Annotated in this window: 21 protein-coding genes; 10 read left to right on the top strand and 11 right to left on the bottom strand. The window is 53.7% G+C overall.

Features of this window, described 5'->3' with window-relative positions:
• Both GQY55_RS06530 and GQY55_RS06525 read left to right on the top strand, forming a co-directional pair.
• A complete protein-coding gene (locus tag GQY55_RS06530) occupies positions 1 to 1032 on the top strand; it encodes an extracellular solute-binding protein (RefSeq protein WP_160039374.1) in 1032 nt (343 codons plus the stop codon).
• Between the two features lie 319 nt (positions 1033 to 1351).
• Positions 1352 to 2272, top strand: a complete 921-nt coding sequence (locus GQY55_RS06525; RefSeq protein ID WP_160039372.1) for a hypothetical protein — start codon at positions 1352 to 1354, stop codon at positions 2270 to 2272.
• Here the strand turns inward: GQY55_RS06525 and GQY55_RS31255 are convergent.
• Together GQY55_RS31255 and GQY55_RS06520 are read right to left on the bottom strand one after the other, a co-directional pair.
• Positions 2269 to 2412: a hypothetical protein gene (locus tag GQY55_RS31255; RefSeq protein ID WP_236575456.1), complete on the bottom strand. Its 144-nt coding sequence runs from the start codon at positions 2410 to 2412 to the stop codon at positions 2269 to 2271. The genes GQY55_RS06525 and GQY55_RS31255 overlap by 4 nt on opposite strands.
• The gene (locus GQY55_RS06520) at positions 2409 to 3095 is read right to left on the bottom strand and encodes a response regulator transcription factor (protein ID WP_160039370.1); all 687 of its coding nucleotides are present in this window, start codon (positions 3093 to 3095) and stop codon (positions 2409 to 2411) included. The genes GQY55_RS31255 and GQY55_RS06520 overlap by 4 nt, the downstream gene beginning before the upstream one ends.
• 174 nt (positions 3096 to 3269) lie before the next feature.
• On the opposite strand from GQY55_RS06520, the gene GQY55_RS06515 reads away from it, so the two are divergent.
• The gene (locus tag GQY55_RS06515) at positions 3270 to 3782 is read left to right on the top strand and encodes a DUF6220 domain-containing protein (RefSeq protein ID WP_160039368.1); all 513 of its coding nucleotides are present in this window, start codon (positions 3270 to 3272) and stop codon (positions 3780 to 3782) included.
• 403 nt (positions 3783 to 4185) lie between these two features.
• Here GQY55_RS06515 and GQY55_RS06510 read toward each other — a convergent pair whose 3' ends face one another.
• A complete protein-coding gene (locus GQY55_RS06510; protein WP_160039366.1) occupies positions 4186 to 5976 on the bottom strand; it encodes an ABC transporter ATP-binding protein in 1791 nt (596 codons plus the stop codon).
• Complete coding sequence (locus tag GQY55_RS06505) at positions 5973 to 7718, bottom strand: ABC transporter ATP-binding protein (protein WP_160039364.1); 1746 nt, start codon at positions 7716 to 7718, stop codon at positions 5973 to 5975. The genes GQY55_RS06510 and GQY55_RS06505 overlap by 4 nt, the downstream gene beginning before the upstream one ends.
• 273 nt (positions 7719 to 7991) lie before the next feature.
• Here GQY55_RS06505 and GQY55_RS06500 point away from each other — a divergent pair, with 273 nt between their 5' ends.
• Genes GQY55_RS06500 through GQY55_RS06490 form a run of 3 tightly spaced genes read left to right on the top strand, consistent with a single transcriptional unit; the run spans position 7992 to position 10214 of the window.
• Entirely contained in the window at positions 7992 to 8216 is a 225-nt protein-coding gene (locus tag GQY55_RS06500; RefSeq protein ID WP_201452103.1) for a hypothetical protein, read from the top strand.
• Between the two features lie 52 nt (positions 8217 to 8268).
• Positions 8269 to 8943: a response regulator transcription factor gene (locus GQY55_RS06495; RefSeq protein ID WP_160039362.1), complete on the top strand. Its 675-nt coding sequence runs from the start codon at positions 8269 to 8271 to the stop codon at positions 8941 to 8943.
• Positions 8940 to 10214, top strand: a complete 1275-nt coding sequence (locus GQY55_RS06490; RefSeq protein WP_373309246.1) for a sensor histidine kinase — start codon at positions 8940 to 8942, stop codon at positions 10212 to 10214. The genes GQY55_RS06495 and GQY55_RS06490 overlap by 4 nt, the downstream gene beginning before the upstream one ends.
• Before the next feature lie 101 nt (positions 10215 to 10315).
• Here GQY55_RS06490 and GQY55_RS06485 read toward each other — a convergent pair whose 3' ends face one another.
• Positions 10316 to 10978: a DUF2642 domain-containing protein gene (locus GQY55_RS06485; RefSeq protein WP_160039360.1), complete on the bottom strand. Its 663-nt coding sequence runs from the start codon at positions 10976 to 10978 to the stop codon at positions 10316 to 10318.
• 279 nt (positions 10979 to 11257) lie between these two features.
• Positions 11258 to 12025 carry a hypothetical protein gene (locus GQY55_RS06480; RefSeq protein ID WP_160039358.1) on the bottom strand — a complete coding sequence of 256 codons (768 nt, stop codon included), beginning with the start codon at positions 12023 to 12025 and terminating at the stop codon, positions 11258 to 11260.
• 296 nt (positions 12026 to 12321) lie between these two features.
• On the opposite strand from GQY55_RS06480, the gene GQY55_RS06475 reads away from it, so the two are divergent.
• Entirely contained in the window at positions 12322 to 13380 is a 1059-nt protein-coding gene (locus GQY55_RS06475) for a CotH kinase family protein (protein WP_160039356.1), read from the top strand.
• Positions 13381 to 13461: 81 nt separating this feature from the next.
• Here the strand turns inward: GQY55_RS06475 and GQY55_RS06470 are convergent, their stop codons facing one another.
• The 4 genes from GQY55_RS06470 to GQY55_RS06455 all read right to left on the bottom strand — a co-directional run bounded on the left by GQY55_RS06470 (position 13462) and on the right by GQY55_RS06455 (position 17981).
• On the bottom strand, positions 13462 to 15396 hold the full coding sequence (locus GQY55_RS06470; protein WP_160039354.1) for an ABC transporter permease: 1935 nt from the start codon (positions 15394 to 15396) through the stop codon (positions 13462 to 13464).
• Complete coding sequence (locus GQY55_RS06465; protein WP_160039352.1) at positions 15371 to 16141, bottom strand: ABC transporter ATP-binding protein; 771 nt, start codon at positions 16139 to 16141, stop codon at positions 15371 to 15373. Before GQY55_RS06465 ends, GQY55_RS06470 begins: the two co-directional genes overlap by 26 nt.
• 166 nt (positions 16142 to 16307) lie before the next feature.
• On the bottom strand, positions 16308 to 17282 hold the full coding sequence (locus GQY55_RS06460; protein WP_160039342.1) for a sensor histidine kinase: 975 nt from the start codon (positions 17280 to 17282) through the stop codon (positions 16308 to 16310).
• The gene (locus tag GQY55_RS06455; protein ID WP_160039339.1) at positions 17283 to 17981 is read right to left on the bottom strand and encodes a response regulator transcription factor; all 699 of its coding nucleotides are present in this window, start codon (positions 17979 to 17981) and stop codon (positions 17283 to 17285) included.
• 254 nt (positions 17982 to 18235) lie between these two features.
• Between GQY55_RS06455 and GQY55_RS06450 the strand changes: the two genes are divergently transcribed.
• Positions 18236 to 19690 (top strand): catalase, encoded by a 1455-nt coding sequence (locus GQY55_RS06450; RefSeq protein ID WP_160039337.1) that lies wholly within the window; start codon positions 18236 to 18238, stop codon positions 19688 to 19690.
• 145 nt (positions 19691 to 19835) lie between these two features.
• On the opposite strand, the gene GQY55_RS06445 is transcribed toward GQY55_RS06450, so the two are convergent.
• Positions 19836 to 20948 carry a tetratricopeptide repeat-containing glycosyltransferase family 2 protein gene (locus GQY55_RS06445; RefSeq protein WP_160039335.1) on the bottom strand — a complete coding sequence of 371 codons (1113 nt, stop codon included), beginning with the start codon at positions 20946 to 20948 and terminating at the stop codon, positions 19836 to 19838.
• A 377-nt stretch (positions 20949 to 21325) separates the two neighbouring features.
• Between GQY55_RS06445 and GQY55_RS06440 the strand changes: the two genes are divergently transcribed.
• Both GQY55_RS06440 and GQY55_RS06435 read left to right on the top strand, forming a co-directional pair.
• A complete protein-coding gene (locus GQY55_RS06440; RefSeq protein ID WP_160039333.1) occupies positions 21326 to 22021 on the top strand; it encodes a class I SAM-dependent methyltransferase in 696 nt (231 codons plus the stop codon).
• Positions 22022 to 22055: 34 nt separating this feature from the next.
• The gene (locus GQY55_RS06435) at positions 22056 to 22925 is read left to right on the top strand and encodes a glycosyltransferase family 2 protein (RefSeq protein ID WP_160039331.1); all 870 of its coding nucleotides are present in this window, start codon (positions 22056 to 22058) and stop codon (positions 22923 to 22925) included.
• Positions 22926 to 23001: the final 76 nt, after the last annotated feature.

Genomic DNA, 23001 nt, shown 5'->3' with positions numbered 1-23001 from the left:
ATGAAAAAAGGGAGCATGTTTTTGGTTCTGGCCGCCATCATCGTATTGGCCGCGGGATGGATGTATAAGGGGTACCCGGGAAAAACGGCCAAACCGCCCCTGAAGGTGTACGTCATTTTCCAGGAGGACGAAGGGCGCATGCTGCTCGAAAAATTCAAAAAGGAAACGGGCCAAGCCTACGAAGTGATCCGGATGTCCAGCGGCGAAGCCAGCTATCATCTGCTGACGATGAACAAAACCGGGATCGACGTGGTGCTTGGCGGACCGGCCGATTTGCACGAGCAGCTGAAAAGCAGCGGCAAGCTGCTGCGGTATGCGCCGCGCATGAGCGACAAGATCCCGGACGCCTACAAAGACAAGGAAGGTTATTGGACCGGCATGTACATGGGGGCGCTCGCCATCGGCGTCAATGAACGGGTATGGAAGGAAGACCCCGGGCTAGCGCCGCTGCCTTTTCCCGAGCGTTACGAAGATTTGCTTCGTCCGGAGCTGAAGGGGAAAATCGAAATCCCGGATCCGGAGACGTCCGGTACCGGCTACACGCTTCTCGCTTCGCTCGCGCAGCAGCGGGGGACGGATGAGGCGGTTGCGCTGATGCATGCGCTGAAGTCGCAGAGCTCCTCGACCACCTTTTCGGGCATTTCTTCGGCGCAGCGTTTGGCTGTCGGAGACGTCGCGGCCGGCGTCAGCTTTTTGGGCGACCAGCTGCGTTTCGTCAGCTCCGGGTATGCAATCCATTCCGCGATTCCGCCGCAGGCGGGGTGGGAGATCGGGGCGGTATCGATCCTCAAAAGCGGGGACAACAAAGCCGCGGCGAAAAAACTCGCCGATTTCGTGCTTTCCAAAAGCGCGCAAACGGCATACATGAATGCGGCGTACTCCCTCCCGGTGATCCCGGCCATCAAGCCCAACACGCTGCTGGCCGGCGTCAAAGCCGAAGAACTGCTGACCAGTTACCGGTTTGACGTCGCAGCAATGGCCCGGTCCGAGCTGCTGGCACGATGGAAGGAGACGGGGAAAAACGCCCGGTAATGCGTTTGAACCTGCGCTGAAAGAGAGGCGTTTGGAAGGAACGGCTGCGCTTGTTCGAGTATGCCACGGTCCGGTCCGAGGCTAAAGTCCCGGGCGTTTCCGCTGGAGGGGGCAGGACATAACCCTTTTCCTAAGGGGGAACGGATGAAATGGGACTTTCGCTTGCCCGAAAAATAGGGACCGCTTCACTTCTGCAGGCCGAAATAACGGCTTATGATAAGAAGGGGTGTTCTGCCCTGCCGCCATCCGCAGCAGCATTATGTCGGGGCGGACGGAATAAATATCATTTAGCCATTATGAAAAGCAGGAGGTGCAGCTTATGTCGCTGCTTCGAAAACTTGTTGCCGTCATGACTGCGGTCATCATTGCCGGCGCGTCGCTGCTTGGTGCGCAGCCCGGCCAAGCATCCGCCGCTTCGGATCCGTTTCCGGACTATCACAAGGTGTTCAAGAAGGGACCGAAAATCCCGAATCTCGATACGTATTACGTGCCGCAGGGCATGACCTATTATCCGGCCAAAAACTGGATCCTCATTTCGTATTATTACCATAAGAAAAACAGCAGCGCCGTGAAGGACAGCCTGATCGCCGTCGTCGACGCAAGCACCGGGAAATTCGTCAAAAACGTATACCTGACCGACGAGAAAAAATCCGGTAGCATATACCACAGCGGCCATGTGGGCGGCATGGGCGTATCCAAAACGTATCTTTGGGTCGCTTCCTCCACGGATGCCAAAGATTCGAAATACAACATGCTGCGCTACAAACTGAGCGATCTTGCAGCCGCCAAAAACAACGGCCATCTGAAGCTGAACAAAGGCTTCAAGCTGAAGGCATCCTCCTACGCGACCGTAGCGGACGGAGACTTGTACGTCGGCAAATTCGACGAGAAAAACAACTCCTCCCTGTACAGGTACGATCTGAACGGTTCGGAGAATCCGTCGTCGAGCCCGATTGTAACCTACAAAACGCCGGCCAAGGTGCAGGGCGTTGCCGTGACGGGCAGCCATTTGATTTTCTCGACATCGTACGGCCGGAACAACCCGGGATACCTTCGCATTTACACGAAGGCGTCCTCGCCCAAGCTGAAGAAAACGATGAAAATCCCGAACATGTCCGAGGATTTGGCCATCATCAAGGGCAATTTGTACATCAACTTCGAGTCGGGCGCGAAGTATTACAGCGATTCGAGTTATATTAAAAAGACGCTATCCTATGCAAAGCTGAGCTCGGTGATTTAAGGAGCGAGGTTATTTGCCTCATCAGCTAGATAGCGCCTCTGATATTTCAGGTCCATAACGCTTCTAAGAGCCTTTGCCGCTTTGCGGTGAAGGCTCTTTTGCAATTCTCCATCTATCCCCAGATGATTTGTCAGCTTCATGATCGTTCGCCGAAGCGGTATCCAAAACCGTACACGGTCTGAATATACCGGGGGTTGGCCGCGTCGTCTTCCAGCTTTCGGCGGAGGTTTCGGATATGTGAATCCATCGTCCGTTCATATCCCGCATATTCGTCCTCCAGTGCGGCCCTTAACAATTGCAGGCGGCTAAAAACGATACCGGGACGCGCGGCAAGCGTGTACAAAATTTTGAATTCGGTCGGTGTCAATTGGATTTCTTGACCGTCTTTGAATACCTGACATTTGGCCTCGGATATGGTCAGGTTGTCCCTTTCCATAAACGTTGGCCTTTCTTCGGGTCCACGCATGCGGCGAAGCAACGCGCGGATGCGCGAAGCAAGCTCCCGCAAGCTGAACGGCTTCGTCAAATAATCGTCCGCGCCGATTTCCAGGCCGACGATTTTATCCGATTCATCCGATCGGGCCGTGACCATAATGATGCCGCAATCCGACGTTAGCCTTAATTCGCGGCATACGTCAATGCCGCTTTTTTCGGGGAGCATCCAATCCAGCACGACAAGGGCAGGCCGTTCGGCTCGGGCCATCGCGAGCGCTTCCTTGCCGGTGCGGGCGGTCAATACCCGAAACCCCTCATTCTGCAGATAGGTTTGCATCTCCTCCAGCAAGCCCGTCTCGTCTTCCACAAGCAGCAACTTCGGTTCCATCCCATCACATCTTTCCGTTTTAGTTGGCTTCCATCAACGAAAATATAACGCTTGCCGAAATTATACCGCGATTGAACGGGATCTTGAAGAAGTCCATGCAAAAAGAGGAAGATCTGCACAAGTTCTCAATAATTGTTTTGTACACTGGCTGTGGAAAGAGAGCAGCCCCGGAGAATGAGAAGAACATTTAAAAAACAAGAAACACCATCTTATTTTATCGAAAGCGAGGATTCAAAGATGAGTAACTTATCCTTAAACAGCGACAAACCTAAAGGCGGGGATCCCAAGGCGGAAATATCCAATCTCTCCCCGCTCGCAATCGGAATGCGTCTGGCCTATAAGGCAATGGTATGGTTATTTGCGATTGGGATTATGATTCAAATATTTCTTGCCGGTCTTGCGTTGTTTTGGAATTCGGCTCAATGGGCCAGTCATATCGGCTTTTCCAGGGTGCTGATCATTTTGCCGGTCCTGATCTTCGCGGTTTCTTTAATCGCCAAGCTGCCGCGTTCTCTTTGTCTGCATAGTGCTGGTTTGATTGCTCTTGTCGTTTTGATAGCGGTTTGTGCTAAATTACCGTCCGGAGTTGGATATTTATCCGCCCTGCACCCCGTCCTTGCCATCATGTTGTTTGGCCAAACCATGAACATCGCAAGGAAGGCTCAAGCCCTCACGAAAGCAAAATAGGGAGGCCGTGATCAAGCCTTCGGCATCGAATCGGGCAGTCTTCAATCGGAATGGAGGAAAAGATGTTTCCTACACTATTCGATTACATGTTGTTCTTTTTATTCCTGGTTATTTCCGGCGTATCGCTTCACTTCGTTGCAAAAGCGTGTATAAAAGGGTCGCAAAGGTTTCGAACAAAAGTCATTACCCTTTATGGGTTAACGTGCATTGTTGTCCTCTTCATTTTTGTTCAACGAATGTAAACGACGCGCGTTAAAACAAAATATCCCGATCTGGCACGGAAAAAGTAAACCCGGGGTTTGAAAATAAATAAAAAGTGCCGGGAAAGTTTTATCGGCTTTCCCGGCACTTTATTTTTGAAGCACATTGGACCTTCTGCACAGCACAGCGATCCGCTATCTTTCTATGTCGCCTCCACTAGGCTCCCATCCGCTTCAGCAGCTTCGGAAGCTTCGCCCTGCCACAGCAGCTGCATTTCGGAGCAGGTGGCCAGCAGCTCGGACAAGGTGCCCTCCGCCTCGATGCGGCCGTCCTTCATGACGATGATATGGTCGGCTTCCGCAAGCGCCGCTTTGCGGTGGGAAACGGCGATGCAGGTCGCGTCCTCTTCCTTGAAAAGCCGTTCCCACAGCTGTTTTTCCGTCTCGACGTCAAGCGCGCTGGACAAGTCGTCGAAGATGAGCAGGTCGGAATCCGTCATCATCATCCGCGCGGTGGCGGCGCGCTGGATTTGGCCGCCGGAAAGCATGACGCCGCGCGGGCCGACGAAGGTATCGAGGCCTTTTTCCAGGTCGCCGATATCCTTTTCCATGACTGCCAGCCGAACCGATTGCGCGAGGCGATCCTCGCCCCCGGGACTGCCCTGGATGATGTTTTCGCGAAGCGAATCGCTGAACAGTCGCGGTACTTGCGGCGTATAAGCCGCCCTTGGCGGAATGAGAAACTTCGGCGGGTCGACTTCCTTGCCGTTCCAAAGCACGGATCCTTCGGACTTGGGAAGCAGGCCGAGCAAAGCGCGCACCAGCGTGGATTTGCCCGAACCGATGCGGCCGGTAATGACCACGAATTTTCCGCGTTCCACTGCGAAGCTGATGTCGCGGATGCCGTTTTCCGAACCCGGATACGTGTACGATAAGCCTTTGACTTCCAGATGCTGCAGCCGTTCGTTCGGATCTTTGCGGATGGCGGGCAGCTCAGGCGGGTCTTCGTACAGATAGGTTTTGCTGAACTCCATAAGGCGCTCTTGTTCCCCGGGGCGGAAAAGGACGCTCATGCGGTCCAAAGACACTTTCAGCCGCTTATGCTGAAACACCATATACCCGAACAACGAGATGCTGAAGGCGATGTTCGACAGGTACGACGTAAACAGCGCAAAATCCCCTACGGTAAATCTTCCCGCTTTCATAGCCGATGCGCACATCAGCAGAATGATGCCCGTGCTGATGCTAAGCACATGCTGATTCAGCGAACGCATCCATTCCTTGAACAAATTATCTTTCAGCGCCGCTTGCCGGCGGGATTCGTTCAGCTGGACGAAGCGCCGGTGCACATGTTCTTCCGCCTGCCCCAGCTTCAGCGCTTGCACCGCTCCGAAGGATTCGGCGATGAAGCTCGTAATGCGTCCGGTCGCTTCCCGGTTCAATTGGCCGTAACGTCTCGCCCGGTTGCCCGAAAGATTGTTCAGCAGCGTAACCGCGAGCAGAGGCAGCAGGGCGACGAGCGTAATCTGCCAGTTGATCCGGGCCATAATGACGAGGGATATGACCGCGAAAGCCAGCCTTCCCCAGAAGTCGACCCACGATTCGACGTATTCGACGACCTCATCGACGTCCTCCCGGAACCGGCTGACCGCTTCCCCCGGGGATGCCGGAAGGTTGCGGCCGGGCCAGCGCATAATGCCTTTGAGCATGTTGGTGCGCAAAATCGCCTGGATGTCGTAAATGTAGGTCACCCATTTCCAGAACGCCCAGAAAAAGACGCCTACCCGCGAAAACCTGACGAGCGCGATAAAAACGAGCGGGACGGCGAGCCACAAATAATTATGCGACTGGCTGGTCGCCCGGTCGAAAAACCACTGCATGCCGAGGCCGATCAATATCGGGATGGAGTGGAACAATCCCCAAAGCAGCCCGTTGACGATAAAAAGCGAGATGTTATAGGTAAACAAACGTTGGATAAAACGGGTTACGGTCATGCCAAATCCTCCTCTCGGCCCGTAATCAGGAGCTGAGCGTAATGGGAGGCGGGGTCTTTGGCGAGCTTCTCCCTTTCGCCGAATTCAAGAATGCGCCCATCCCCCAGCACCATAATATGATCTACCTGCTCCAGCGTGGAGAGCCGATGCGCGATGACGATGCCCGTGCAGTGCGTCATGAGCTGGTCCACCGCGGTTTGCAGCATCGCCTCGGTCGCCGCGTCGAGGCGCGAGGACGGCTCATCCAGAATGACGAGGCTCGGCTGGGTCAGGAATACCCGCGTCAGCGCGAGCAGCTGCGCTTCTCCGGCCGACAAGGATGAACCGCCGGCTTTCAGATGCGTGTCGAGCCCTTCCGGCTGCGAATCGATCCACTGCTTGAGCCCGAGGCGTTCCGTCGTCTCCAGGATGTAGCTGTCCGAAATGCTGCCGTCAAACAGCGTCAGGTTGTCGCGGAGCGAGCCGTCAAACAGCTGGACGTCCTGCGTTACCATTCCTACGCGGCGGTACAGCGCCGAAAGGCTCAGTTCACGGATATCCACGCCCCCGACCCGGATGGCGCCGCTGCCGATGTTGTACAGGCGAAGAAGCACGCGGCTGAGGCTTGACTTGCCGCTGCCTGTGCGGCCGATGATGCCGAGGCGTTCGCCGGGACGGACCGTAAACGTAATGTCGTGCAGGACCGGCTTATCCGGGGTGTAACTGAAATGGACATGCTCGAATTCCAATCCAAGCGGGCCTTCAGGCAGCGCCGTTCGGGTTCCTTCCGCGATTTCGCTGCGGCTTCCCAGCAGCTCCTGGGAGCGCATGATGCCGGATTTGGCCTTCTGGAATTCCTGCACCTGATCGCCAAGCTGCTCGATCGGATCGTTCAGCATCTGGGTGTACTGGTAAATAAGAAAAAGCGTGCCGAGCGATATTTTTTCGTTCAAATAATAATGGACGCCAAGCAGCAGGACGGCGGTCACGGCGACGGCAAACAGAACCACCGTCGTGTTCCAGGGAACGACGCGCAGCATCCACGCTTTTCGCCCTTTCAGAAAGACGTTTCGCATCGCGCGGTAAAACCGGTTCATAACGTACGGCACGTTGCCGTTCGCCTGCACGTCTTCGATCCCCGCGATTCTTTCCTCGATAAAACCGAACAGCGCCGCGCTCGCTCCGCGTTCGTCCTTGGACGATTTGACGCCCATGTCGCGGATGAACACCATGGCGCCGATGGAAGCGAACGTGAAGAGCGTCATGACCGCCGCGATCGGCCAATTGATCGTAAACATAAAGCCGAGAATGCCGGCAAGCAGCACGAAGCTGCCGATGACCTTGATGATAAACATGGAAAAAAAGTTCGACATGTGAGTGACGTCTCCGTCGATGCGCTCGATCATCTCTCCCGGCGTTTTCACGTTGTGAAAACGCATGTCGAGCCGAAGGCAATGCTTCAGCAAATCGCCGCGCAGCAGGTTGGTCGAACGCCAGGATACGTCATTGCCCAAATAGCTCACGGCCACCGTCAAGAGCTGATTCAGGGCGGCCAGGATGAGGTACGTGCCGGCCAGCGTCAGCAGGCTTGAAACGACGCCGCTCCCCGCCGCCGTATCGATGAAGCGCTGCACGATCTGCGGATTGACCAGCTGCACGCCGGTCGAAGCGAGCAAGAGCAGGAGCAGGATCCCAAGCCGCCCTGAAACCGGGCGCAGATACCGGAGCAGCCATGCCATGGATTGCTGTTTAGATTGCAACATATGAAAAACCCCCAATTCCAAAAGAAGAAACCGTATGTATTTGAGCTTATCGATGCCTGAAGCGGCTAACGACCAGGCGCAAATAATATCCATCATACAATAATTTGGAAGCGATTCAAGATAAAGTTTGATTAAAATGAAATCTTTCCCGCACCCCCGTTTCCTTAATGAAAGGACGCCAAAATTCCCGGTTCGTATTAAGTTCAAGCTCAGTTCATATTGAGTTCATGAAACGGGGTTATTCTTAATACCGTCGCAAGGCCGATCGTACGCTTGTTCCTGATTACACCGCTGTTCTGCCTTGTCGGCGGGTTGCTGGGTATTTTCTTCATCGGGTTTGTCCATGACAGTAAGACGGCGGATATCGGCTCCATGCTGCTCGTGATGCCGCAAATGTTCCTGTCCGGCGCCATGATTCCGATTTCGCATTCCTCGTATTTGCATTGTCGGGACTTTGATGTTTACGAAATCCGAGCGGAATCGTTAAAATGCAGGTAGATGAAATGCAGCAAGTGAACGTTCTGATATATAGAAAGGAGTGGAGGCTGCAATGGCCCATATTCTCGTTGTCGATGACGATCCCCATATCCGGGAGCTGGTGAGTCATCTGCTCAAAAAAGAAGGCTTTACGGTGACGGAAGCTGCGAACGGGCTTGAGGCGCTCAGCGCGATGGAGTCGTTTAGGGCCGATCTGGTCATCCTCGACATCATGATGCCCGGCATGGACGGCTGGGAGCTGTGCCGGGAGCTGGACAAGGATTACGACATTCCGCTCCTCATGCTTACCGCCAAAGGAGAAACATCGCAGAAGGTGAAAGGTTTTGAGCTTGGGACGGACGACTATCTCGTCAAACCGTTTGATCCGCTGGAGCTCATCGTCCGGGTCAAAGCGCTGCTGAAGCGGTACCGGATATCGGCTTCCCAGGAAATTCAGTTCGGCGATTTACGGCTGAACCGGAAAACGTATGAATGTTATCTTGGACCGGTTGCCCTCACCTTGCCATTGAAGGAATTTGAGCTGTTGTTCCTGCTCGGCAGCTACCCGGGCAAAACGTTTTCCCGCGACCAAATTATCGAGCATATTTGGGGGTATGATTACGAAGGCGACGAACGTACCGTCGACGTGCATATCAAACGGCTGCGGGAACGGTTTGCGGAACAGCAGGACCAATTTTACATCCGCACGATCCGGGGGCTCGGGTATCGGCTGGAGGTGCCTTCATGAGCAGCCGGGATCGGAGGCAGGGGCGGCGTGAGCTGCTGGAGCGGGATCGCGAGCAGAACAAGGCTTGGCGGCGGATGAAGCGGCAGGAAATCGCGGCGGCACGGCTCGAAAAGGCGGAAAAGAAACGGAAAGCGCGCCAGGAGCGGTGGTGGCAGATGGACGGTAAAAAGGACGACCCTGCTTTCAGCTTTTGGCTTCGCGTCAGAATCGTATTTTTTATGCTGCTCATTTTGTGTTCACTTGTCATATGCTGGATTGCAGCATACTATATTTCCCATTCCTTAAGATGGAACATGAAGCCGCTCGTCGGGCAGCTCGTGAACTCGGTGCTCGGATTTGTTATTTTCGGCATGATCATTTCGATTGTTTCCAGGTTCGGAAAGGGGAGGCAGAAGGAGTATTGGCGGATGATCATCGATGCGCTGAAACGGATATCGAAAGGGGATTTTAAAGTCAGCCTGCCTGTGCATGGCAGGGATGACGACCCCTGGAGAGAAGTCGTCCAGAGCATTAACAACATGGCCTCCGATCTGGACAAAATGGAGCATATGCGTCAGGAATTCATTTCGAACGTGTCCCATGAAATTCAGTCCCCGCTCACGTCGATCGGCGGCTTTGCGAGAGTCCTCCGCGAAGAGAATTTAAGCTCGAACCAGCGGGACCATTATTTAAACATCATCGAACAGGAGAGCGAGCGATTGTCGCGTTTGTCCGAAAACATGCTTAAGCTTGCGTCGCTTGATTCGGATAAACATCCGTTCCATGCGGCTCCCCTAAGGCTGGACAAACAGCTCCAGACGCTCATTCTCGCCTGCGAACCGCAGTGGCAGGGGAAAAACCTGGAGATGTCGGTGGATCTGAAGCCGGTTACCATCGAAGCGGATGAGGATCTGCTGAGTCAGGTATGGGTAAACCTGCTCCACAACGCGATCAAATTTACGCCGGAAGACGGTTCGATTCAGGTATCGCTTGAAGCGGATGAACGCGGGGCGACCGTGTCCATCGAGGACACCGGCATCGGCATTTCCGAGGAGGACCAGGCGCATGTTTTCGAAAGGTTCTTCAAAGCGGACAAATCCAGAACCCGCTCCGGCGGCGGCAGCGGGCTCGGCTTGTCCATCATCCAAAAAATCGTGCAGATGCACGGCGGCAGCGTGTCGGTAAGAAGCGCGCTGGGCGAAGGGACGTGCATGACCGTGAGCCTTCCTTTGGCAGCGGCCCGTACTGCGGGTCAAAAGTCTGCGCCCGAGCCCGGGAAGTCCCCGTCTTAGCTGGAAACTACTTTTGACTTTCCCTTGACGCTCTCCGTGCAGCGCGGTTTCCAAAAAAAAACGGCCGATGTAGGTGATCTACAGCGGCCGTTTTTGTCGTTTTAAGGCAGATGGATGGATTTGATATGGTCGCAATGAAGGAAGACGGTTTTCCCGCCGGCTTCGATCAGTTCGACGATCCGGTTGTCCACCTTTTTCAGCAGTCCCGCCTTTAACGGGGATTCTCCCAAATCAAAGATGACGAGCTCGTTTTGAAATTTCTCCAACTGCTGGTCTAATGTACGGGAGAGAGGCATGGCCGGCTGTTGGAGCTGGAAAGGATGCTGGTTGAGATAGAATGGGGTCATGCTTGGCGGCAGCGGGCAGATATATTTTACATGCTGAAGCGAAATATAGATCGAATGGTAGAGGGGAGAATAAAAGATAAAGTAATCGTTCATGATGCTGGTCACATAACCGTATACGGGATGGGAGCCTCCCAAGCCGATTTCCGTAAAGATGCCTCTGGAATTCATCAGCATTTTCCGATAGGAAATATGCTGATGGTCAACGAGCGGTTCCCGGTCTGCGGGCGTGAAATCCTCACCGTCGTCGGACAGCTTCATATGCTGCAAATGGTGGACCGGTGCGTATACATATCGGGTGTCCGAAAAAACGACGATGATATCGCTGCCAAGATCGATGAGTTCGCCCGTAATGGGAACTTTGCATCCGGATAGTTTGAGTTCGACATTTTTGCCGAGGAGAGAACGGATAGACTCCATAGTCTACCTCCTTTCAAGCGCAATCAAGGGGCAATAAAGCAAACGGACAAGCTGTATCCCGGCTTATCGCCAGGATCAGAATCGATACAGCCTGCATATACTCCTTTAAGCGACAAGCATTGCGGCAGGGCGATAAAAATAAGGGACGGTCCCTGCGGCTCACGAATCGGCGTTTCTTTTGCCTTGCATCCGATTCAAGGTTCCGCAGGGAGCGTCTATATTTTTTTGCGGTCCGGCGATGCGGATTAGGTTACGCGGGGACAAGTGTGGTTGATCCGATTACCGGCGGCCGCCGCTGCGACCACCGCTGCGACCGCCGTTACGTCCGCCGCTGCGGTATCCGGCGGTGCGCCGACCGCCGCTCCGCCGGCCGCTGCTGTTGCGTTTGCTCCGATTTTTGCTGCGGTTGCCCCAGGATTGGCTTCCCCAGTCATAGCTGCCGCCGCTGCGATTGCCGCCAGTGCGGTTTTCTCCTGAACGGTTGCCTCCCGACTGTTTGCCTCCTGATTTGTTTCCTCCCGATTGGTTGTTTCCTTTACTTCCATTGGAACTATTGCCTTTGGAGCCGTTATTATTGCTGGAGCTGCCGACCACCGTTACCGATTTGATGTGGAAGATTGGAATGCGCACGACCTCTTCTCCCTTAACGGCCAGCATCAGATAGTTTTGATTGGTGTTGATAATGACACCTTCAAGCTTTTCCGGGCCGCCGCGGTTGATTTGCACGTGACGGTATTGCAGGGATTGAAGAAGACCGGCGAAGCTGTAGGCATGGATCGGGCGGCCCATATACGATGCACCTCCCGAGCGCGAGCCTTTCGAGCCGGATTGGGCACCTCCGGACCGGGAGCCTTGGGAGCCCTGCGATGCAGTGATGCTTTTGATGTGCTGCGTGCTGATATACACAATCTTTTTGTCTTTGGACCATACGGCAAGGTAGCTGTTTTGCGCGCTGAGCAGCACACCTTCCACCGAATCGGGCCCGCCGCGATTGACTTTTACGGTCTGGCCGACCAAGCCCATGAATTCGAGACCGGATAAAGACATTTCACATTCCCCTTCCTTAGATGTTTAGGTAGACGAGAAGAGCGTCGATTCGTCCTTCAAGTCTATCTATGCTCTATTTATATGTGTCCTCGTGTTGGAAGGGACTAGCCGAATAAACTAGATTCGCAAAATTGAGTGAATATCCCTCTTCCCGTTTGCTAGAAACCGGGCGGCTCGAAAGCGCAATAATCCTAAACGACCGAGACATTCGCCCTGACGGCATTCGCCGATCCGGCATAGAATGGTGAAAAGCCCTTAAAATAGGCTATCCTTCGTGTTGGAAAGGCGGTTGCAGTATGGGTCTGCCCGTATACCGGATCGTAATCAAGGATAAGGATCTGAAGCAGATGGAGAATAACATATGGTCCGACCGTTTTTTTCCGGCGACGTTGTCGAGCGGAAACGGATCGTCGCAACCCATCCAAATTCGGTACCGCGGGGGCCACACGCGCGAATATCCCAAAAAATCCTATGAAATCCGCACGTCGCGCGCAACATACCATTTTAATGCGGAATATGACGACCCCTCCTTGATCCGTAATGCGCTTTCCTTTCATTTTTTTAATATGATCGGCGTTCCCAGTCCGACCACGCTGCATTGCGTCCTGCAGTTGAACGGAGCGAACCAAGGCGTGTATTTGAGGATCGAAGCGGTAAACCGGACCTTCTTTCGAATGCGCAAAATCCCGGTCCGGAGCATCATTTACGCCGTTAACGACAATGCCACCTTCGATTTGAACAACGTGAGCACGAATACGCCGAAAACTTCCCTGTTCTCCGGATACCGGTTAATCAAAGGAACGGGAGGGGACCGATTGCGGCTGACGCGCTTTATTCGAAGCATCCATGCCAAACGGGGCAAAGCGCTGGAAAAATATTTGAACGGCCGTCTGCATATGGACAATTATTTGAGATGGCTGAGCGGCGCGGTACTTACAGGCAATTACGACGGGTTTCGGCACAACTATACGATTTTCGAATACCAAAAACGCAAAGCGTACGGTTTTCTGCCATGGGACTACGAGGGCACGTGGGGGCGCAACTGTTACGGGAAGGAAGTGGCCTCGAATTTGGTGAGCATTAAAGGCCATAACAAGCTGACGGGGAAGGTGCTGGCCTACAGCGCGAATCGACAGCAATACAAAAGGATTCTCGAGGAGATTCTCGCGGGCTCGTTTACCGCTCAGCGATTGATGCCGGTGGTCCGGAAAATGTTCCATCAGATCGAAGAAGACGTCTACCGGGATCCGAAATACAAATGGCCTCTCGGCATGTTCCTGTACGAACCCGACGTCATCCATGCATACATTGAAAACCGGCGCAGGGACATCCGGCGCGAGCTTCAAAATCTATGAAGAATTTATTTGTAGAATGAAAAAAAGGCATCTGCAGCCGACGTTCGGAAGACGGGCAGATGTCTTTTTTGCTAGCAAGGTTTACATGATTTTTTGGTTTAAATGGCTTAAATAACGCCAGCGAGTAATAAAGAAGTAGACGACCTGAATCCCAAAGAACGTTGCGTAGACGGCCAGCGTATGGGAGACGACGGAAAACTCGACGAGCCCTTGAAGCGCGACGAATGCGACGCCGCTGTGAACGAAAGCGACCAGAAGCGGCAGGAAAAACATGAGGACAAGCTGGCGCGTGACGGTTTTTGCCAGCTCTTTGCGGCTCAGCCCCACTTTTGAAATCATCCGGTACTGCTCCTCGTCTCTCGATAAATCGGCATAAAGCCTGAAATAGACGAAGCTTGCGGCAAACGTGAAAAAGACGATTCCAACCAGCCCGCTGACGATGAGCAGCAAGCCGTTTAACTGCTTCGAATGCATCCAATCCAGTACAAGCGCAGAAAAGTTATAGGCGTATTGTTGCTCGTTTGTTAAATCCGCATCTAGGGCTTTCCTTATTTCTTCGGCAACCGCACGCGTATGATGCCACTCCGGGACGACGAACACGACAACTCGGGTCTTATATTCATCGCCCTTCGCCAACCGCTCGTAATCCGAATCTGTAATAATCCAAACACTGCCGTAATCCGGAATGACAATATGGGGCAGCGCCTTGACGATGGGCAGTGTCATGGTATGTTCGCCTTTTGTGATCGTAAGCCGATCCGTTTGAAGGCCTTCGAGCCTGTTCTTGTCATTTTGCGTAACCGACGACGGAGACGCCAGCGTTTCCCCGCTGCGGAGCGTTTCCCGGGGATAGCCGAGAACTGCGGCAAGCCCGTTATAGTCGCTTAGCCGGATCAATGTTTTCCCGTCATCCGAGAATGCTGGAATGTACGAGGCCTTGCGGTAGGCAAAACCTCCTTTTTTCAGCGCTTGCTCGATCAAATGGATATGCTTCTGCTCAAATGAAAGGTCATCACCAGGTTCCGGAAAGGAGATGTGCGTAAAAGCGTACGGGTTTTTCATCGCCGCCAGACCCGGATCGCCGATGGCAAGAGCCGTCCCGATGCCGGTAAAGGCCGTTGCCGAAATGACCGCCACCATAAAAAACATGACCGCATTATCTTTCATCCGGTAAACCAGCTCGGAAACCGTCAGCAGATTCGTTCGCTTGAACACGAAACGGGGTCTGTTTTTTAAGGCCCGGATGACGTACACGCTGAGCTGGGTGAAGAGAAAATAGGTGCCGATCACGACCAAAACCACGCCGCCAAACAACAGGCTGAACGAATAGATCCGGCGCAGCGCGAACAAAAATACACAGGCATAGCCCAGACCGATCAGCAGCACGGCCAGTATGGACAGCGGCACGGATGCTTTAGGTTCGGGTTTCGGTTTGTCTTCGGACTTGATGAGCTCCGCCAGCGTACCTTTTTTGGTCATGAGCGAGGTGAACGCCGCCACAATGATAAACAGCGCCAAATAGCCGCCTGCGGTCAGCGCAACCGCTTTTGCCGGCAAATAAAACGGGAGCCCGCGCTCAACCGCCAGCATGGAAGCGCAGATCAGCAGGATCAGCTTGGAAAACACGACGCCGACGACAATGCCTGTGATAATAGCTGCAACACCGATCGCGATATTTTCAATAAAAAGCATCCGGTTCAGCTGCTTGCGCGACATGCCGAGCAGAAGCAGGATGCCGAATTCCTTTTTGCGGAGTTTGACAAATGAGCTGACGGAATAAAGCAGGAACAAGAATGAAAACACGAAAACGACGATTTGCGAAATATGCATCCCCATCGTTCCGAGCGTACTTAGCGTGGTGCTGTCGGCCATGATTTGACCTTTGAGATCGGGATGAAACGCCAGCATGGCGTACGTGAAAAATATCATGACCGAAAACGAGCTGCTGAGGAAATGGGCGACATAGGTCCGCTTGTTCCGGAAGACGTTGTTAAATGCGAACTGGCGGAAATTCATGTCCGTTCCCTCCCAGCAGCGACAACACGTTGATGATCTTTTGGTAGAAGGCCGTCCGGCTTTCGCCGCAATAGATTTCGTTATAGAGCTGTCCATCCTTGATGAAAATGACCCGGCTGCAGTAGCTTGCAGCCACCGCGTCATGCGTAACGAGCAGCATCGTTACCTGATCCTCGCGGTTTCGCTTCTCCAAAATCTCCATCACTTCGCGCGCCGATTTGGAATCCAGGTTGCCTGTCGGCTCATCGGCAAGCAGCAGCTTGGGATCATGGATCAGAGCCCGGGCAATGGCTGTGCGCTGCGCTTGCCCCCCGGAGATTTCATACGTCCGTTTGTCCAGGATGTCCGTAATGCCGAGTTTCTCCGCCAGGGCTGCCACCTTTTCGTTCATCTCCCCCAAGGGGGCTCCATCCAGCGTCAGTGGCAGCAGGATATTTTCTTTGATGGTGAGCGTATTCAGCAGGTTAAAAGACTGGAACACAAACCCGAGCTCCCGTCTTCGAAACATGGCCAGCTTGTCTTGCGACAAACCGTAAGGATCTTCGCCGCCGATCCTAATTTCGCCTGAAGTCGGCTTGTCGATCGTAGAGATCATGTTGAGCAGCGTCGTTTTGCCGCTGCCGGAAGGTCCCATAATGCCGACGAATTCCCCTTGGTTGATCGATAGGTCGATGTTGGAGAGCGCTTCATACGAAACCATGCCTTTGTATATTTTGCCGAGGTTTCGGACGGATAAAATTTCCATGGCCGTAACTGCTCCTTTCTTTATCCGGACTTCTTGCCGCGTCCTTCGGTTTTCGTACCCCCAGTATACGCCTAGGCCGGGAGTTCTCCTATCGACGCAGCTTTCACGCAGCTTACAACGCTGTAAGAAACGGCGTCCGTCAAGGAGGCGATTCGCGTGGCGTGACTCAGCGGAAACGGATGCGCACCAAGGTGCCCTGTCCCTCGGCCGATTCCAGCTCGATGCCGTGCTGCAGCTTATCGATCACTTCCTTGACGATGTACAGCCCCATACCCGTGGATTCCTTGAAACGCCGGCCGTTTTCGCCGGTATAAAAGGGACGGAACACCCGGGGAAGATCCGCCTTCGGAATGCCGACGCCGCGGTCCTTGATTTCCAAAACGACGTCCCGCTGCTCTTTTTTGGCGGTAATGGTCACCTTTTGCCCGCTGCCCGCGGAATATTTGATGGCGTTGTTCAGCAGCTGCTCCAGAATAAACCGCATCCACTTGGCGTCCGTCCGCACGGAAATACCCTCGTCGATCCGAACTTCCGGATACACATGGCTGCGGATGAAATAACGTCTGTATTCATGCACCGCTTCGCTGACAAGCCGTTTCAGGTCGGCGTCATCCACGCTGAAGTCCTGCTCGAAGGTGCCCAGCCTCGCCGCGTACAGCGCCATTTCGAGCCCTCTCCTCAAGCGGTCGGCCTCCTCCGAAATGCTGCTCATCCGCTCATCCCCTGCATCCTGCGTGATCATTTCGATCACGGACAGCGGGGTTTTCATTTGGTGGATCCATTGATTCAGGAAGGTTATGTACTGCTCGTTTTTCCGTTCCCAGCTTTGCAGCATGTTTTGGTACTGCCGATATTGGTTTTCCAAGAGCTCGCTCAAGGCGGCGGGAAGCGGAGCGGGTTCATGCCTGTGAACGGACTCCGCGAGGGAAGCGACAGGGCGGGAGAGCCGTGCGTAAAAGCCGCGATGCGTCGCGTAACGAAGCCCGAGGTAACCCGCAAAAACAAACAGTCCCAAAAACAAGGCGTACATGGCGGTAAGCGGATGATCGTAGCCGTCGAACCAAAATACCGCGAGCACGGCCAGCAGCTGCACGAGGGTGAAAAAAAGCAAAGGGAGGTGCTCCCTGATAAACAGCTTCATTTAGCTTGGCCCCTTTTCGTTCATGTTCAGCCTGTATCCGAGTCCCCGCACCGTTTCGAGCGTTTCCTCCAAACCAAGCTCGGCCAGCCTTTTCCGCACGCGGGTTATATTGACGCTGAGCGTGTTGTCGTCCACAAAGGCGTCGTCCCACAGCTTTTCCAAAATGACCTCGCGGCTGACCACCCGGGGGCTGCGCTCCATCAGCGTTTCCATCAAAATCGTTTCTTTTTTGCTGAGCGCTACGCTTCGTTTGCCGAAATGCAGCTCCATGCGCTCCGGATATAAAACGAGGCCGCCTTGTTCGACCGTGCGCTCCTCGCCTTTGACGGCATAGTCGCCGTACACCCGGCGGAGCTGGCTGCGGATTTTGGCCATGACGATTTCGTAATAAAAGGGTTTGGTAATAAAGTCGTCGGCGCCGTTTTCGAGCGCCATCACCTGGTCCATTTTGCCGTCGCGCGCCGATATGAAAATGATCGGGCAAGTCGACACTTGCCGGATCTGGCGGCACCAATAATACCCGTCAAAGCTCGGGAGGTTTATATCCAGCAGCACGATGTGCGGGGCATGCAGTTGAAATTGTTCCAGGACCCGGTCGAATTCATGAATAACGATGGCCGTATCCCCGTATTTTTCAATATGGGACTTCAGCAGATCCGCAATTTTCGGGTCGTCCTCAACGATCAGTATTTTATACATAGAGACAGCTCCTTCATCCGTTCGCGGCCCGCGATTGGAAAGTATCTTCCTCAATATTATACACGCTGCCGGGGCTTCACTATAGACGCCGGAATACGATCGCGGCATATCGAGGAGCGGACCTGCATAATATTAATTTAGAATAATTTTAATTTAATATTGATTTTCATTATCATTGAAGGTACAATAAATGACGTCGAGTTGCTTATTTAGAATTATTCTAATTTAAAATAAATCAAGGAGGTTATGCCAACATGGCCAAACTTACGACAAATCAGGGTGTACCTATCGGTGATAATCAAAACTCCAGAACGGCGGGGCAAAATGGACCTACACTGCTGGAGGATTATCAGCTTCTGGAGAAGCTGGCGCATTTCGACCGGGAGCGCATTCCGGAACGCGTCGTTCATGCCCGCGGGGCGGGAGCGCACGGAGTCTTTAAGGTCGTCAACAGCATGAAGCGGTACACGAAAGCCGCGTTCTTGCAAAAAGAAGGACAGGAAACGCCGGTGTTCGCCCGTTTTTCCACCGTGATCCACGGTTTGCATTCCCCGGAAACGCTGCGCGACCCGCGCGGGTTCGCGGTCAAATTTTACACGGAGGAAGGCAATTATGATTTTGTCGGCAACAACCTGCCGATCTTCTTTATCCGCGATGCGATGAAGTTCCCGGACATGGTGCATGCGTTGAAACCCGACCCTCGCACGAACATTCAAGAAGAGGATCGTTATTGGGACTTTATGTCGCTGACGCCCGAGTCGACGAATATGCTGGTCCATCTGTTCACGGACGAGGGGATTCCGGCCAATTACCGCCAGATGCGCGGCTCGAGCGTGCATGCCTTCAAGTGGATCAACGAATACGGCAACACGGTTTACGTGAAGCTGCGCTGGGTTCCGAAGCAGGGCGTGAAAAACCTGAGCCGCGAGGAAGCGGCGCAAATTCAGGGCAAAGATTTCAACCATGCCACCCGCGATTTGTATGAAGCGATCGAGCGCGGCGACTATCCGGAATGGGATTTGTACGTGCAGGTGCTCGATCCGGCGGATTTGGACAGCTTTGATTTTAACCCTTTGGATTCCACGAAGGACTGGTTCGAGGAGGACGTTCCATACCAGCTGGTAGGGACGATGACGCTGAACCGGAACCCGGAAAACGTGTTTGCGGAAACGGAGTCGGTCGGCTTTAACCCTGGCGTGCTCGTGCCGGGCATCGAACCTTCGGAGGATAAGATGCTGCAGGGGCGGCTGTTCTCTTATTCGGATACCCAGCGCTACCGGATCGGCCCGAACTATCTCCAGCTTCCGATCAACTGCCCGTTTGCGAAGGTAAGCAACAATCAGCGCGACGGGGCGATGCCGTTCAAACAGCAATCGGACCGCATTAATTACGAGCCGAACCGCTACCAGCATACGCCGAAGGAAGATCCGGCTTACCAAGACGCGCCGCAGCCTTTGCAGGGTACCGTATCCCGCCAAAAAATCGACAAGCCGAACGATTTCGGCCAGGCGGGCCAAGTGTTCCGCAAATATTCCCCGGAAGTTCAGGAACAGCTGATCGGCAATTTGGCGGCCGACCTTGCGCCTGTAGCGGAACAGACCAAGCTGCTTGCCATCTGCAACTTCTACCGCGCCGACGAAGAGCTGGGCAAACGCCTCGCGGCCGCGCTGAACGTTGATTTGACGCCGTTTTTGTCCCGTATGTCGTAAGTGAATACAAGGGTTGTCCCCAAAGCCGCGCGGCTTTGGGGCGGCCTTTTTTTGTTTGGAGCCGGCAAAAGCAAAAGAAAGAAACCGTTCAGGTGCGGCACGGGCCGGAAAGGAACGGTTTTTCTTCCGCATATAAAAAGGGATGTCATGGGTTGGCCGTTTCTTTTGCGGGTTCGGCTACTGCTTTTATCCCCAATTTGTTTTCCAGATACACCTTGTTCTGAATGACGGAAGGATGGTCGGGCCGATAATGCCTGGCAGCTTCGTTGTGATGATAGGCGATTTGGTGCATGCCAAGCCGGTCGTAGCAAACGCAGAGCTGCAAATGGGGAAGCCAGGTGGAACAGTTTAGGTTTTGCATGCCCCAGCTGTTGGCGGGAGCCGGATTCTCGATGGCCTGCTTATACCAATACACCGCCGCCGAATAATCTCCCGTCTGCAGGAAATGGTAACCCATGCGGCAGCAAAATTCCGGACGGGGCGCTCCGTATTCGAAGGATTTCAGCGTATAAGCCAAAGCCTTGCCCGTATCGCCCAGCTCGAGATAACAATCCGCCAGCTTGCCGCAGGCCGCGATATTGTCCTCGACCCAGCCTTTGCCTTCCTCGAGGAATTTTCGGTAATAGACGGCGGCCAGTTCGAAAAGCCGGTGGTCTTTAAGCTCGTTGGCGAAATAATAGACGTCCCGCGGCGAAAACGCCTCGCCGTTTGCTTGCCTTTTCATATAAATATTCAGGTTTCGGTCGCGGTCCCGGTCGTCGCCGCAATGCGTGACGGCAATGTCGCTGTCGATAATCCGCCCGGCTACTTCGAGATATTCATGAACGGATCCGACCCAGCGGAAGTTGCTGCTTCTTTTGACAAGCCGGTTGCGCCGCAGGCTGGATGTCACATTCCCGTGTTCGTCGAATGCGAGGTTGTATTTCATGGTGACGGAATCGATGTCGGAACTTAACGTTTTTTTCAGCTCAAGCAGTTTTTCAAGGTCTTCTTCCTTAAAAACGTCGTCCGCGTCCAGCCATAGAATATAATCCATCTCCGCTTTGCTGAACGCAAAGTTGCGGGCTGCGGCAAAATCGTCGACCCATTCGAAATCGAAAACGCAGCGGGTGAATTTGCGGGCGATTTGTTTGGTACGGTCGGTCGAACCGGTGTCGACGATGATCATCTGGTCAACCGCCTTTTGAACGGAAGAAAGGCAGCGTTCCAGCGTTTTCTCCTCGTTTTTGACGATCATACACAAGCTGATGCCGATCATGTTTCCACTCCTTTGTATGCGAAGTTTTCAGGATGCTGCACATTTCGCCAGTAGGGCAGGACAACGCGAGACTTGGCAAATGGCACAAAACTATCGAATATATTTCAGTTCCGGGGCTGCGGAAAAAACCTTCAAACCGGTTCAGTCATATGTATGACGGAACGTCGGAAAGCAGACCGCTCATAGGCATGCTTGCGCTTGAGGTCATGGGATCGACCCGCAATCAAAAGGGGGATTTTTTGCCGGCGGCGTTCAAGTCATACCATCAACTACCGATGGCTGAAGTCAAAAAACGGCGTTATGCAAAGCATGAAGTGGGTTGGAATTTAATACATTTGAACGAGGGGGGTTACAATTTATAAGTCAGGAGAGTAGATATGCACCGTTTCTGGGAAAAGGTCATCAAACCGGTCATGATCGCGGCGCGGCCCGCGCATATCGTCGAAATCGGGTCGCTAACGGGGCTGAATACGTTCAAAATTTTGGACTATTGCCATCATATGGGGAGCAGATGCACGGTCATAGACCCCGCTCCGCAGTTCGACGTGGAGCTGCTATCGGCATATTACGGGGAAGCCTTCCGGATGATTCATGAGCTCAGTTTGAAGTCGATGCCGGACCTTGAGCCGTACGACATGATTTTAATCGACGGGGATCACAACTGGTACACGGTGTACCATGAATTAAAGCAGGTGGAACGCATGGCCCTGTCGGCAGGGGCCTTTCCCGTCGTGATGCTGCATGACATCGATTGGCCGTACGGGCGGCGGGACATGTACTATTTTCCCGAAAGCATACCGCAGGAATACCGCCAGCCTCACGCAATGCAAGGTTTGGAGCCGGGCAATCCCCTGCTCGTGCCGGGAGGCTTTAATCATATGGTCCACAACGCCGTCCTTGAGCATGGCGAGCGAAACGGGGTGTTGACGGCCGTCGAGGATTTCTTGAAGGAAACGACGTTTGATTTGTCCTGGCATTCCCTCAGGTCGAACAACGGCCTCGGCATCCTCCTGCCCACCGATTCGCCGTTTGGCCGCACGATCCCGTTCATTTTGAATACATCGGGGTTGTAAGCATTGATTATTTTTAAAAAAACAGGGGGTGCCTATGCCGCTTACTTCGATCGTCATGCTGACCCGCAACGGCCTGAACCTGACGCGCAGGTGCGTCGACAGCCTAAAATGCCATACCGAAGGACCGCTCGAATGGATTGCCGTGGATAACGGCTCCGATGACGGCACGCTGGAATTCTGGCATTCAATGGATAACGTTAAGCTGATTGCGAACGAGGACAACCGGGGCTTTGCCGCCGGAACCAACCAAGGCATGATGGAAGCTTCGGGGGACTACATCCTGCTGTTGAACAACGATACCGTCGTTACGCCGCATTGGCTTTCCAGCTTGTACGCCGCGCTTTTTCGTGATCCGAACATCGGCATCGTAGGACCTGTCTCCAATCATGTGGCTCCGATCCAGAGGGTTCCCTTCGAGGAGTGGCCGGCCCCGGAGAACCTTGAAGCTTATGCAGCGAAACGGCAAAAGGAATGGGCAGGATCCGGTTTTTACGCGCATAAACTGATCGGATTTTGCATGCTTTTCCACCGCAGTTTGCTGGACCGGATCGGCGGTTTTGACGAACGTTTTTTTCCGGGCAATTACGAAGACGACGATTTTTCAATCCGGACCCGGATAAGCGGGAAAAGGCTGTGGGTTGCGCAGGATGTATTTATCCATCACGAAGGGCAGGGAACGTTCGCCTCGAACCGGCTCGATTATAAGCGCTTTTCTTTGGCGAATGCCGAAAAATTCCGGGACAAGTGGAGCACCGGATTGTCCGCGCCCGAAATGGACTGCTTGGGCTACAATCCGTCCGATATCGTGGCGAGGGAGCCGTTTTTCATTCCTGAAAAACACTTCGTTCCCCTTGGCGGAAGTACCGCTTTCAAAACTAAAATAACCGATCCGACAGAATCGTAGAGCCGGCGCGGTTCCCGATAAGGGAAAGCCGGTTTTTTTGCGTTTCCGAGGCGCATTTTCCAGAAAACTGGCGAAG

Source organism: Paenibacillus sp. USDA918EY (assembly GCF_009870825.1).
Taxonomy (GTDB): domain Bacteria; phylum Bacillota; class Bacilli; order Paenibacillales; family Paenibacillaceae; genus Paenibacillus_AQ; species Paenibacillus_AQ albilobatus.
This window is presented reverse-complemented; position numbering and strand designations above follow the sequence as displayed.